At 72.2% G+C, this 12,247-nt stretch carries 11 protein-coding genes and 1 riboswitch; of the genes, 8 read left to right on the plus strand and 3 right to left on the minus strand.

From position 1 onward, the window contains the following. The first annotated feature begins 19 nt into the window (after positions 1–19). Positions 20–129, plus strand: a riboswitch (TPP riboswitch). The 3 genes from IEX37_RS13300 to IEX37_RS13310 all read left to right on the plus strand — a co-directional run bounded on the left by IEX37_RS13300 (position 121) and on the right by IEX37_RS13310 (position 3,076). Then, on the plus strand, positions 121–771 hold the full coding sequence (locus IEX37_RS13300; protein ID WP_188756770.1) for an ECF transporter S component: 651 nt from the start codon (positions 121–123) through the stop codon (positions 769–771). (Overlaps the previous riboswitch by 9 nt.) Next, entirely contained in the window at positions 768–2,294 is a 1,527-nt protein-coding gene (locus IEX37_RS13305; RefSeq protein WP_229663263.1) for an ABC transporter ATP-binding protein, read from the plus strand. Before IEX37_RS13300 ends, IEX37_RS13305 begins: the two co-directional genes overlap by 4 nt. A gap of 5 nt (positions 2,295–2,299) precedes the next feature. Then, a complete protein-coding gene (locus IEX37_RS13310) occupies positions 2,300–3,076 on the plus strand; it encodes an energy-coupling factor transporter transmembrane component T family protein (protein WP_188756771.1) in 777 nt (258 codons plus the stop codon). A gap of 180 nt (positions 3,077–3,256) precedes the next feature. Here IEX37_RS13310 and IEX37_RS13315 read toward each other — a convergent pair whose 3' ends face one another. After that, positions 3,257–3,754 (minus strand): nitroreductase family deazaflavin-dependent oxidoreductase, encoded by a 498-nt coding sequence (locus tag IEX37_RS13315; RefSeq protein WP_188756772.1) that lies wholly within the window; start codon positions 3,752–3,754, stop codon positions 3,257–3,259. Positions 3,755–3,846: 92 nt separating this feature from the next. Between IEX37_RS13315 and IEX37_RS13320 the strand changes: the two genes are divergently transcribed. Beyond that, entirely contained in the window at positions 3,847–4,704 is an 858-nt protein-coding gene (locus IEX37_RS13320) for an SDR family oxidoreductase (RefSeq protein ID WP_188756773.1), read from the plus strand. Between the two features lie 49 nt (positions 4,705–4,753). Here the strand turns inward: IEX37_RS13320 and IEX37_RS13325 are convergent, their stop codons facing one another. Continuing rightward, entirely contained in the window at positions 4,754–5,830 is a 1,077-nt protein-coding gene (locus IEX37_RS13325) for an STAS-like domain-containing protein (RefSeq protein ID WP_188756774.1), read from the minus strand. 212 nt (positions 5,831–6,042) lie between these two features. Between IEX37_RS13325 and rlmN the strand changes: the two genes are divergently transcribed. Together rlmN and IEX37_RS13335 are read left to right on the plus strand one after the other, a co-directional pair. Then, a complete protein-coding gene (rlmN, locus tag IEX37_RS13330; protein ID WP_188756775.1) occupies positions 6,043–7,284 on the plus strand; it encodes a dual-specificity RNA methyltransferase RlmN in 1,242 nt (413 codons plus the stop codon). A gap of 44 nt (positions 7,285–7,328) precedes the next feature. Beyond that, positions 7,329–8,240 carry a cytochrome b/b6 domain-containing protein gene (locus IEX37_RS13335; RefSeq protein ID WP_188756776.1) on the plus strand — a complete coding sequence of 304 codons (912 nt, stop codon included), beginning with the start codon at positions 7,329–7,331 and terminating at the stop codon, positions 8,238–8,240. A gap of 43 nt (positions 8,241–8,283) precedes the next feature. Here IEX37_RS13335 and IEX37_RS13340 read toward each other — a convergent pair whose 3' ends face one another. Next, positions 8,284–9,405: a glycosyltransferase family 4 protein gene (locus IEX37_RS13340; RefSeq protein WP_229663264.1), complete on the minus strand. Its 1,122-nt coding sequence runs from the start codon at positions 9,403–9,405 to the stop codon at positions 8,284–8,286. Positions 9,406–9,564: 159 nt separating this feature from the next. On the opposite strand from IEX37_RS13340, the gene IEX37_RS13345 reads away from it, so the two are divergent. Together IEX37_RS13345 and IEX37_RS13350 are read left to right on the plus strand one after the other, a co-directional pair. After that, a complete protein-coding gene (locus IEX37_RS13345; protein ID WP_229663265.1) occupies positions 9,565–11,796 on the plus strand; it encodes an amylo-alpha-1,6-glucosidase in 2,232 nt (743 codons plus the stop codon). A 59-nt stretch (positions 11,797–11,855) separates the two neighbouring features. Then, positions 11,856–12,227 (plus strand): MerR family transcriptional regulator, encoded by a 372-nt coding sequence (locus IEX37_RS13350; protein WP_229663266.1) that lies wholly within the window; start codon positions 11,856–11,858, stop codon positions 12,225–12,227. Positions 12,228–12,247 lie beyond the last annotated feature (20 nt).

Raw genomic sequence — 12,247 nt, forward strand, 5'->3', positions numbered from 1 at the left:
TCGATGCCCTAGAATCACGTTCACAACCCACGGGAGTCCGGCGAGCCGGGCTGAGAGGAAGCGAACCGCGCTTCGACCGTCGAACCTGATCCGGATCATGCCGGCGCAGGGAGGAGAGAGATGAACACGTCCACGTCCGCACGCTCGTCCGTCACGGAGAAGACGACCCGCCGCTATCGCTGGCGCGTCGTCGACATCGTCGTCGCCAGCGTCATCGGCGTCGCAGCCGGCGTCGTCTTCTGGCTGTGGGGCCAGGCCTGGCCGGCCCTCGACACGCTCCTGGCGTTCACGCCCGGGCTCTCGGGCCTGCTCGCCGGGGGATGGCTCTTCGCCGGAGTGCTCGGCGGACTCATCATCCGCAAGCCCGGCGCTGCCCTCTACACGGAGGTCGTGGCCGCCGTGGTGTCGATGCTCGTGGGCACCCAGTGGGGCTACACGACGTTCATCTGGGGGCTCTTCCAGGGCATCGGCGCCGAGCTCGGTTTCGCTCTGCTCCTCTACGCCAACTGGCGCGTGCTGGGCGCTCTCGTCTCCGGTGCACTCGCCGGCATCGCGGTCGCCGTGCTGGACACGAACTTCTCTTCGGTCGCGGCGCTGGCCTTCGAGGCGCGCGCGGTCTACTTCGTCGCGGCGGTGGTGTCGGGCATCGTGATCGCCGGCCTGCTGTCGTGGGTGATCTCCCGCGCGCTGGCCGCCACGGGAGCGCTCGACCGCTTCGCGATCGGCCGGGAGGTCCGTGCTCGAGGCGGCGCGGAGGCCGACGGGGCGTGACGACTCCGCCAGCCGCCCCCGCCCGCGTCGACGCACGCGGGTGGGGATGGCGCCACGCCGGGCGGTCGCGCTGGGCCGTGCGCGCCCTGGACGTGCGGATCGAACCCGGAGAGCGCGTCCTGTTGCTGGGGGCGAGCGGGTCGGGCAAGTCCACGCTGCTGCGCGGGCTCGCGGGTGTGCTCGGCGACGACGAGGACGGGGAAGCCGAGGGCGCCCTGCTCATCGACGGCCGGGTCCCCGCCGACGCGCGCGGGCGCGCGGCGCTCGTCCTGCAGGACCCGGACGCCCAGGTCGTCCTCTCCCGGGTCGGCGACGACGTCGCGTTCGCGTGCGAGAACCTCGGGGTGCCGAGGGACGAGATCTGGCGCCGCGTGCCCTCTGCGCTCGCGGCCGTCGGGCTGGACCTGCAGCTGGACCGCTCCACGTCCGCCCTGTCGGGAGGGCAGAAGCAGCGGCTGGCGCTCGCGGGCGCGCTGGCCATGCGGCCGGGACTGCTGCTGCTCGACGAGCCGACCGCGAACCTCGACCCCGAGGGCGTGGCCTCGGTGCGCGATGCGGTCATCGCCGCGACCCGCGCGACAGGTGCCACCCTCGTCGTCGTCGAGCACCGCGTCGGCGTGTGGGCGCCTCACGTCGATCGCGTGATCGTCCTGGCCCCGGGGGGAGGCGTCGTCGCCGACGGGACCCCGGACGACGTGTTCCGCGCCCACGCGGACACGCTCACGGAGGCGGGGGTGTGGGTGCCGGGGGTCGCGCCCGTCGTGCCGCGGACGCAGCCGCCCTCCGGTGCGGAGTCGCTGCTCACGGCCGAGGCGCTCTCCGTCGGCCGCCGACCGTTCGGCGCGCGCGAACCGGTGGTCGCGGCTGAGGCGTTGTCCGCCGACGTCAGGGGCGGACGGGCACTCGCTGTGGTCGGCCCGAACGGGGCCGGCAAGTCGACGCTGGCGCTGACGCTGGCGGGGCTGCTGCCGCCGGCGGCGGGGACGCTCGCCGCCACGGAGGCTCTCGCGGCATCCGGAGGGGCTCACGGGACGCGTCGTCGCCGACGACCGCCGGTTGCGGGATCCGCGCCCTCGGAGTGGTCCTCCCGCGACCTGCTCACGCGCATCGGGATGGTGTTCCAGTCGCCCGAGCACCAGCTGCTCGCCACGTCCGTCCGGGCGGAGCTCGAGGTCGGGCCGCGCGCGCTCGGGCTGGGACCGCGCGAGGTGGCCGCGCGCGTCGAGCCGCTGCTCGACGGGCTGGGGCTCGCGCGCCTGGCGTCGGTCAACCCGTTCACGCTGTCGGGAGGGGAGAAGCGGCGTCTCACGGTCGCGACGATGCTCGCCACGCGCCCTCGGGTGCTCGTGCTCGACGAGCCGACGTACGGCCAGGACGCCCGCACGTGGCGGGAGCTGGCGACGCTGCTCGACGGCGTGCGCGCCGACGGGCGGGCGATCGTGTGCGTGACGCACGACGAGCAGCTCGTCGAAGCGCTCGCCGATGATGTGCTCGAGCTGCGCCGCGCGGCGGTGACGACGTGAGCCTCATGACCATCGATGCGCGGCGTGGCGCGCTGGGCGGCGTCAACGCGCTCGCGAAGCTGGTCGCGGCGCTCGTCCTCGGCGTCGCGCTGCTGCTGTCGATCGATCCGGTGTCGGCGGGCGTCTCTCTCGCGCTCACGCTGGCGCTTCTGCCGTTCGCCCGCCTCTCGTGGCGCGACCTCTGGCTGCGTGTATGGCCCATCGCGCTGTCGGCGGTGATCGCGGCGCTGGGGACGACCCTCTACGGTCGCCCCAGCGGGGAGATCTACGTGCAGTGGGGCGTGCTGCGCGTCAGCGACGGGTCCATCGAGCTCGCGCTCGCCATCCTGCTGCGCGTGCTGGCGATCGCCGTGCCGAGCGTCATCCTGTTCGCCACGACGGATCCGACCGATCTGGCCGATGCGCTGGGCCAGCTCGCGCGGCTGCCCGCGCGGTTCGTGTTGGGAGCGCTTGCCGGTCTGCGGCTCGTGGGCCTGCTCATCGACGACTGGCGCGAGCTCGGGCACGCGCGTCGCTCGCGCGGCGTGGCCGACACGGGCCGCCTGCGACGCTTCGCGGGCCAGACCTTCGCGCTGTTCGTGCTGGCCATCCGGCGGGGATCCAAGCTCGCCACCGCCATGGAGGCGCGGGGTTTCGGCGCCCCGGTCGCTCGTACCTGGGCCCGACCGTCCCGCCTCCGTCCGCGCGACGGGGTGCTCGTGCTGCTGGCCGTCGGCATCGCCGCCGCCTCCGTGGGCGCCGCCGTCTGGGCGGGCACCTGGACGTTCGTGCTCGGTCTCTGACGCGGACCCCGTCCATCCGCCCGTCCCGCTCGCAGGTCGCGCCGTCCCGCTCACAGGCTCGATGCCGGATCCGCGGTCCGACAGGCCCCGTCGCACGTCGCCCGTCACATCCGTCCTGTGACCGGGACGGCCGGGGGACGGGTGAGGGACGGACAGGGACGCACGCGGCGGCCGAACGGGTCAGAGCTCGCGCGTGAGGCGGAGGCGGAACAGCCGGACCTGGCGGCCCGAGTCGCGCTCGTAGGCGCGGTAGCCGGGCCACTGCCGCTGGATCAGCTCCCACGCCGCCTCCCGCTCGGCGGGATCGGTGTCGATCCGGGTCGCCACGACCGCGAAGCGCCGCCCGCGCGAGGTGATCTCGGCCCCCGGATGCGCCAGGAGGTTGTGCGTCCAGGCGGGGTGCTTCCCGCGGGCGAAGTTGGTGCCGGCCACGATCGCGTTGCCGCGGCCGTCCGGCGTGTACATCAGCTCGCTCGCGCGCGGCTCGCCGGTGCGGGCGCCGATCGTGTGGAGCGTGAGCGATGGCACGAGGAGCCCGCTCACCTGCACGCGCCCACCCGTCAGCCCGCGCACGAGCCGCTCGGCCGCCGGCAGCAGGCGCGGCCCGAGCGCGCGGAAGGCGCGCGTGCGCGTGAGGGGAGCCAGCCCGGAGCGGACGATCTGCACGATGCGCGACATGCCTCGAGTCTGCCGCGCGAGCGGGGCGCGTTCCAGGGCTCGCGTAGGCTGGCGGGGAACCGGGCGATGCTGCACGGGGTGAGGGGAGCCGGATGCCGCAGGTCGAGAACGACACCCACAAGCCCCTCGCGGGCCGCACGATCCTGATGTCCGGGGGGAGCCGCGGCATCGGGTTGGCCATCGCTTTGCGCGCCGCGCGCGACGGCGCGAACGTCGCGCTGCTCGCCAAGACCGACCGTCCGCACCCGAAGCTCGAGGGTACGATCCACACGGCGGCCGAGGCGATCCGCGAGGCCGGGGGGAACGCGCTGCCGATCGCGGGCGACGTCCGCGACGACGATGCGATCGCGCGCGCCGTGCTCGCGACGGCCGGCGAGTTCGGCGGCATCGACATCGTCGTCAACAACGCCAGCGTGATCGACCTCAGCGGGTCCGAGGACCTGCCAGCCAAGAAGTACGACCTGATGCAGGACGTCAACGTCCGGGGCACCTTCATGCTCAGCCGCGCGGCGATCCCGCTGCTGCGCGAGAGTCCGAACCCGCACATCCTGTCGCTCGCGCCGCCCCTCAACACCACGCCGAAGTGGCTCGGGGCGCACACGGGTTACTCGCTGGCGAAGTTCGGGATGACGATGGCGACGCTCGGGATCGCCGCCGAGTTCGGCAAGGAGGGGATCGCCGCCAACACGCTGTGGCCGCGCACGCTCATCGCGACCGCCGCCGTGCAGAACGTCATCGGCGGTGACCGACTGATGGCGATGAGCCGGACCCCCGAGATCTATGCCGACGCCGCGCACCTCGTGCTCTCGCGCCCGGCGCGCGAGCTCAGCGGGCGCACGCTCATCGTCGAGGACGTGCTCGCCGAGGCCGGCGTCACCGACCTCTCCGGCTACGCGGCCGTCCCGGGCACCCCCGACGACCGCCTCTTCCCCGACGTCTTCCTCGACTGACCGGCGAGCGCTCAGCTGCGCGCGATCGACCGGCCGAGCGCACCGCGCGTCAGGTCACGAGCGATCTGTCGACTCGGCCGATCATCAGCGCCACGCCAGGGCTCGCATTGACCACGCGTAGCGTCACGTCGGGATGCTCGCGACGCCACACCCGGAACAGCTCGTCCGCGAAGCCCTGACCGACGAGATCCAGCCCCTCGAAATCGAGCGTCACTTCGGTGAACTTCTCCAGACCCGTCGCGAATCGCTTCGCCTCGCTGCGGCTGATGAACTCGCCCTCACGGCTGATCAGCTTGATGACGGGAGCGGTCTTGACGAAGGCGAGGTCGTCGTCCGTGTGACGTTCGAAGACCTCCCGAAGCGAGCGCTCGGTATCCAGCGACAAGAGGACGCGGGCGACCGTACCGGACGCGTCCGAACTGCCCGAGGCGATGTCGTCGATCGTGTTGTCGACCGCCAGACGATAACCATTGGCCTGGAGATCGAAGACGTCGACGGCCTTGGACGTGAAGAAGAGGCCTTCTCCGGCGTGACGATCCGGTGCGGTGGTGCGCTTCCCCTTCGTGATCTCGACGACCGCTGCGGCGACGTCGGGAAGGCCGAGACCGTCACGGAGCGTCGCGAACGCGCCGACCCCGTCGTCCCGTGCGGTGATCTCGGCACGCCGTCCTGCCAGTCGGGCGGTGACCTCGACATAGGTGCCCCGAGAATGGTCGATCGCGTTGTTGACGATCTCCGTCACGGCGTACGCCAGGATCTCCCGCGCGTTCCGCGGCAGTTCCCCCACCTGCGTCTCGAGCCACCGCCGCAGCTCGAGCCAGACGGTGTCCTCGCTCAGGCCCCGCAGCGGGTAGGTCCGGGTCCAGGACATCGTCCCGCTCCCTGCGGTCTCGCTGTTCGCCTCGATCGCGCCGTCCCCCGTGGGCAGCGAGGAGAGGGGTGGGGTCTGTGGGGTCGTCGCCCGGGACCAGTCCTCCCGCAACTGGGTTGCGTGGAAGCGTCGGTGGCCGCCGGGCGTCCTCGAAGACCGCACGGCGCCGCGATCCGCCAGCGAGCGGAGGACCTTCACCGACACGCCCAGCATGCGGGCGGCCTCACCGATCGTGAGGAGCGATGGGTACTCCATGGGTAGATTCTGGCAGGTTCACGGTCAGGCGGCTGCTCGAATCTCCCTAAAACTTCCTGATCTTCCCTAAATCTCCTCATCCTCGTTCGCGCTGCGCATCAGTCGCAGTCTCTGCAACGCCCCTCCTCGCCTGAGGGCCACGGTGTCCGCCGGCCGCGGCACCCGGAAGTCCGCACCAGCGCTCTCGCAGGCGTCTCCCCTAGCCTGGAGGCATGGCCGACACCCCTCAGCGACCCGCGAACACCGCCGTGCGCGCCACCGGCGGCGTCCGCCAGGTGCGGCCCAAGACGGAGGGATGGCAGCAGCAGAAGGACGCCGAGGGGCGCCCTCTGCTGCAGTTCGCCAGCCCGAAGCGCGGCAAGCCGCCCGTGCACCTGGCCGACCTGACGCCGGAGCAGCGCGTCGAGAAGGTCACGGAGCTCGGTCTGCCCGGCTTCCGCGCCAAGCAGCTCGAGAAGCACTACTTCACCCACTGGACGTCGGATCCCTCCGATATGACGGATCTTCCGGCCGCGGGCCGCGAGGAGCTGGTGGCGGGCGTGCTGCCGAGCCTGCTCACGGAGGTCCGGCGCCTGCAGACCGACAAGGGCGACACGATCAAGTTTCTGTGGCGACTCCACGACGGCGCGCTCGTCGAGTCGGTGCTCATGCGCTACCCCGGCCGCATCACGCTGTGCGTGTCGTCGCAGGCGGGGTGCGGCATGAACTGCCCGTTCTGCGCGACCGGCCAGGCGGGGCTGACGCGCAACATGTCGGCGGCGGAGATCGTCGAGCAGGTCGTGCGCGCCAACGCGCTGATCCGCGCGGGCGGGCTGGGCAGGGCCGAGCACCCGGATGAGCGTGTCACCAACATCGTGTTCATGGGCATGGGGGAGCCGCTGGCGAATTACGCGCGCGTCATGCAGGCCGTGCGCGTGATGGTCGACAAGAAGCACGGGCTCGGGATGAGCGCGCGCGGCATCACGGTGTCGACCGTGGGGCTCGTCCCCGCGATCCGCAAGCTCGCGGCCGAGGACATCCCGGTCACGTTCGCCCTGTCGCTGCACGCGCCCGACGACGAGCTGCGCGACGAGCTCATCCCGGTCAACTCCCGCTGGAAGGTGGATGAGGCCCTGGACGCCGCGCGCGAGTACTTCGACAGGACGGGACGGCGCGTGTCGATCGAGTACGCGCTCATCCGCGACATGAACGACCACCCGTGGCGCGCGGATCTGCTCGCCGAGAAGCTGAACGCCCGAGGCCGCGGCTGGGTGCACGTCAATCCGATCCCGCTCAACCCGACGCCCGGCTCGGTGTGGGACGCCTCGGAGCGCTCCGTGCAGCAGGAGTTCGTGCGTCGCCTCAACGACGCCGGGGTGCCCACCACGATCCGCGACACCCGGGGCAAGGAGATCGACGGCGCCTGCGGCCAGCTCGTCGCGACGGAAGAGGACCAGGAGGCGGCCGCCCGCTGATCCTCCGGCGGGAGCGTCCAGGGATCCCCTGGCATGATCTATTCGTGACTCCTGCCCGTACGCCCGTGCTGTTGCGCGCGATCTACGGGCTCTTCGGGGCGGCGGCCCTGGCGCTGTGCGTGTTCATGCTCGTGTTCTTCACGCGCTGGCTGGTCTCGCTCGCGCCGGTCGCGGGCTTCCTCGCGGAGTATCCGGGCGCCGCGCCCATGCCCGCCGGTTCGGGCGTGGGCATCCCCGCGTGGCTGTCGTGGACGCATTTCCTCAACGCGTTCTTCCTCTTGCTCATCATCCGCTCCGGCGTCCGGATCCGCGGCGAGAAGTCGCCGAGCGGGCTGTGGACCTCGCGTCGCGTGAAGAAGCGCCGGATGAGCCTCACGATGTGGTTCCACGTCGCGGTCGACGTGCTGTGGATGCTCAACGGGCTCGTCTTCGTCGTGCTGCTGTTCGCGACCGGGCACTGGGTGCGCATCGTGCCGACGAGCTGGGAGGTCTTCCCCCACGCCCTGTCGGCGTTGATCCAGTACGTGTCGCTCGACTGGCCGACCCACAGCGGATGGACCGGGTACAACGCGTTGCAGCAGCTGTCCTACTTCGCGATCGTCTTCGTCGCCTCGCCGCTGGCGATCCTGACCGGTGCGCGCCTGAGCGCGTTCTGGCCGCGCGGCGCAGACCGCCTGAACCGGCTCTATCCGCTGGACCTCGCCAAGGCCGTGCACTACCCGGTCATGCTGTTCTTCGCGGGCTTCGCCGTCGTCCACGTCGGGCTCGTGTTCGCGACGGGCGCGCTGCGCAACCTCAACGCGATGTACGCCGGCCAGGACGCCGTGAACTGGACGGGATTCTGGATCTTCACGGTCTCGGTCCTGGCGATGGCGGGCGGGTGGGTCGCCGCGCGCGACCGCGTGATCGCCCCCATCGCGAGGCTGTTCGGCGACGTGCGGATGCGCGGTCGGTGAGCGGGCCGTCCGACACGGCGACGCGGTCGCGGGCGTTGACGACCTAAGCCGCCGGGGCGGCCGTGAGCGAGCGGATCGTCTCGCTGCCCTCGGCGAGCATGCGATAGACGCGCTCGTAACCCGCGGCCATGACCGGCAGGTCGAATCGCTGCTCGGCATCGCGTCGGCACGCCGCCGGATCGAGCTCACAGACCCGTGTCACGGCGTCTGCGAGCGCGTCGACCCCTTCCACCACGAACCCCGTCTCGCCGTGCCGGACGACCTCCGGCACGCTGCCCCGCGGGGTCGCGACGACCGGCGTGCCGCACGCCAGCGCCTCGGCCATGACCATGCCGAACGGCTCGTGCCACTGGATCGGGAAGAGCAGGCACGACGCGAGCGCGAACAGCTCGCGCTTGAGCTGGGAGTCCGCCTCGCCGATGTACTCGGCGTCGGGTCCCAGCAGGGGACGGACGTCACGGTCGAAATACTCCTTCTCGGCGGCCTCGGAGAGCTTGCCCGCGAGCAGGATGCGCCGTCCCGCGCGACGCGCCGCCTCGATGGCGATGTGGGCGCCCTTGTCGGGGCTGAACCGCCCGATCCACAGCACCGTGTCGCTCTTGTCCGCTCGGAACGGGAAGCTCGGCACGTCGATCGCGTTGTGGACGGTGCCGACCCAGTTGAGGTCGGGCGCGTGCCGACGCTGCGCGTGGGAGATCGCCACCAGGTCGACGGAGGACCCGAGGCGACGGTAGTAGTCGCCGTTGTCGCCCCCGACGGGCCCGTGCATGGTGACGACGGTCGGGATGGCGCGGCCGCGCGCCAGCAGGGGACCCGCGGCCGAGTTGTCGTGCACGACGTCCAGATCGAGGCCGTCGAGGGCCCGCGCCGCCTCCGCGGCGAGCACGAGCTCGGGCATCACGCTCGACCCGAGCAGGTGCGACGGTGGCTCCTCGTAGACCCGGACGTGACGCTGCGCCCGCGTGCGGGGCGTGCCCGACGCGACGAGCGTGACCTCGTGACCGCGGGCGACGAGCTGATCGACGAGCGTCGCGACGACCGCCTCCGTGCCGCCGTAGCCGCGCGGCGGGAGCTCGTACCAGGGCGGGGCGACCATGCCGATCCGCAACGGCCGATCGGCTCCGTCGCCCCGCGGGACGTCCTCTCGTTCGACGATGAGCGACATGCGCGTATCTCCTCCTCCAGTGGGCGCGTGGTGCGGGCAAAGGGGTGAAGCGGGGCTCGCCGTCGAGCCGACCGTTGTCAGGCTAAGGGGAGAAAACCTACAATCGCAACTGCATGTTTCCTACACCTTGAAAGGCGCCGACGCCGGAGAGGAGAAGCCGTGACCGACCTGACCACCCGCCCCGCGTCGGGGGAGCGTGAGCCCTCGCCCCCGTCGGTCTCAGACCGCCCGGAGTCCGCGGGCGGGTCCATCGAGGACGATCGCACCCGACCGCGCGGGATCGCTCCCGTGCTGCAGCCGCAGGCATCGGTCACGCTCGTCGAGGGCTCGTCCTTCTGCGTCTCCCGGACGAACGGGGACATGCTCCCCACGCACGGTGACGGGCTGTTCGTCCAGGACACGCGCGTCCTTTCGCGCTGGCAGCTGCGCATCGACGGCGACGAGGTGGAGCCGCTCAGCGCTCTGCCCGCCGAGCCGTACGAGAGCCGTTTCGTCGGGCGCATCCCCGCCCGGCAGGGGGCCATCGAGCCCACGGTGATCGTGGAGCGGCACCGCCTGGTCGGCCGGGGCATGCGCGAGGACATCACGCTCACGAACTACGGCGCCGAGGCGGCGGGCCTGGATGTCGTGCTTCACGTGGACGCGGACTTCGCCGACCTGTTCGAGGTCAAGGAGCGCCGTCCCGTCCGCGCGCTGCGCGTGACCTCGTCCTACGACGCCGAGGGGCTGCACTTCGGCATGGGTCAGGACGCGCGGACGGACCCCGGCGGACGTGCGGACGGCTCGGACGCGCGCGGCGTGCGGGTGTCGGCGCCCGGCGCGCAGGCCGTGCCCGGCGCGCTGCTGTTTCGGGCGGTCGTGCCCGCCGGAGAGTCGTGGAGCGCGAGCGTCGAGGTGCTGCCGGCCGTGGCGGGCAGCGAGCTGGCGGCGTCCTTCCCTCTCGACCGCCCGCTCGAGGCCACGGAGCCGGCGCGCCGCATGCGGGGATGGCGCGACGCCGCGCCCACGATCGCCGTGGGGAACACCGTGCTCGCGGGTGCCCTCAGCACGAGCGAGCGCGATCTCGGCGCACTGCGGATCGTGGACCCGGAGCATCCGGACGAGGACGTGGTCGCGGCCGGGGCGCCGTGGTTCATGGCTCTGTTCGGTCGAGACTCCCTGCTGACGAGCTCGATGATGATGCCCTTCGCGCCCGGCCTGGCGCTCGGCACGCTGCGCACGCTCGCGCGCCTGCAGGGCACGCGGGATGACCCCATGACGGAGGAGCAGCCGGGCCGCATCCTGCACGAGGTGCGGCTCGGCGCCGACCTGTCGCTCGCGCTGGGCGGGGACCGCGTGTACTACGGCTCGATCGACTCCACGCCGCTGTTCGTGATGCTCGTCGGGCAGGCGCTGCGCTGGGGCGTGCCGCATGAGGAGATCGCCGAGCTGAAGCCCGCCGTCGACCGCGCGATCGCGTGGATCGAGAGCTGCGGCGACCGCGACGGAGACGGCTTCGTCGAGTACCGCCGCGGAACCGACCGGGGGCTGGCGAACCAGGGCTGGAAGGACAGCTCCGATTCGATCGCGCACCGGGACGGGCACGACGCCGAGGCGCCCATCGCGCTCGCCGAGGTGCAGGGCTACTGCTATGCGGCGTATCTCGCCGCGGCCGAGCTCGAGGACGCGATCGGGGACGCGGGGCGCGCGGCGATGCTGCGCGAGCGCGCGGGCACGCTGCGCCGGCGATTCCACGAGGCGTTCTGGATGCCCGACGACGGCTTCTACGCGCTCGCGCTCGACGCGCGGAAGGAACCGCTGCGGGTGCTCGCGTCCAACGTGGGGCACTGCCTGTGGTCGGGCATCGTCCCGGAGGAGTTCGCGGACCGCGTGATCGACCGCTTCCTGCAGCCGGACCTCTTCACGGGTTTCGGCATCCGCACGCTCTCCGCGCAGTCGCGGCGTTTCAACCCGGCGAGCTACCACAACGGATCGGTCTGGCCGCACGACACGGTGCTCACGGCGGCCGGCATGGCGCGCTACGGGCGCCGCGACGCCGCCATGCAGGTCGCGGCCGGCCTCCTCGACGCGCTCGAGGCGTTCGGCGGGCGTCTTCCCGAGCTGTTCTGCGGATTCGACCGCGACGACAAGCCCGTGCCGATCCCGTACCCGACCTCGTGCTCGCCGCAGGCGTGGGCCGCCGCCACGCCGTTCGAGATCCTGCGGATCGGGCTCGGCCTCGAGGCCGATGCGCCTGCGGGCGTCTTCCGTGCATGCGCCGTCCCGCCCGCCCTCGGCCGCGTCGAGTTGACGGGCCTGCCCCTCGCGGGGCGCCGCGTGGACATCGTCGCGGATGAGAAGGGCGTCACGGTCACGGGCCTTCCCGAGGAGCTGGTGGCCCGGTCCTGCTGACCGGGGATGTGGGCTCTGTGGACCCGTCGTACCATGGGGATCCGGATGGGAACGCGGTCATGACGATGGAACAGGGCACGCAGACAAGGGACGCGCAGCGGGGCGCCGAGGATCTCTCGCCGCTGCAGGACGCCGACGCGCCCTTCTACACCATCGGCCAGGTCTCGGCGATCCTCGGGATCCCGCAGGCCGCGCTGCGCCGTCTCGACGACCAGGACATCGTGTCGCCGGAGCGGTCCGAGGGCGGGCAGCGGCGCTACTCGCGGCAGGAGGTCGAGCGGCTGCGGGAGGTGCTGACGCTCACGGACGAGGGGGTCACGCTGCCCGGCGTGCGCAAGGTGCTCGCGCTGCGCCGGCAGGTCGAGTCGCTGGAGGAGGAGCTCGCCGACCTCCGCGGGCGCGGCGCGGACGATCGAGCCGGATCGGACTGATCCGAGGCGCGGATCCCGTT

Source organism: Microbacterium album (assembly GCF_014643695.1).
In the GTDB taxonomy this organism is placed as follows: domain Bacteria; phylum Actinomycetota; class Actinomycetes; order Actinomycetales; family Microbacteriaceae; genus Microbacterium; species Microbacterium album.

Coding starts and splice junctions, on each gene's coding strand:
- IEX37_RS13300 (WP_188756770.1), top strand. CDS start 121: ATGAACACGTCCACGTCCGCACGCTCGTCCGTCACGGAGAAGACGACC.
- IEX37_RS13310 (WP_188756771.1), top strand. CDS start 2,300: ATGACCATCGATGCGCGGCGTGGCGCGCTGGGCGGCGTCAACGCGCTC.
- IEX37_RS13315 (WP_188756772.1), bottom strand. CDS start 3,754: ATGTCGCGCATCGTGCAGATCGTCCGCTCCGGGCTGGCTCCCCTCACG.
- IEX37_RS13320 (WP_188756773.1), top strand. CDS start 3,847: ATGCCGCAGGTCGAGAACGACACCCACAAGCCCCTCGCGGGCCGCACG.
- IEX37_RS13325 (WP_188756774.1), bottom strand. CDS start 5,830: ATGGAGTACCCATCGCTCCTCACGATCGGTGAGGCCGCCCGCATGCTG.
- rlmN (WP_188756775.1), top strand. CDS start 6,043: ATGGCCGACACCCCTCAGCGACCCGCGAACACCGCCGTGCGCGCCACC.
- IEX37_RS13340 (WP_229663264.1), bottom strand. CDS start 9,405: ATGTCGCTCATCGTCGAACGAGAGGACGTCCCGCGGGGCGACGGAGCC.
- IEX37_RS13350 (WP_229663266.1), top strand. CDS start 11,856: ATGACGATGGAACAGGGCACGCAGACAAGGGACGCGCAGCGGGGCGCC.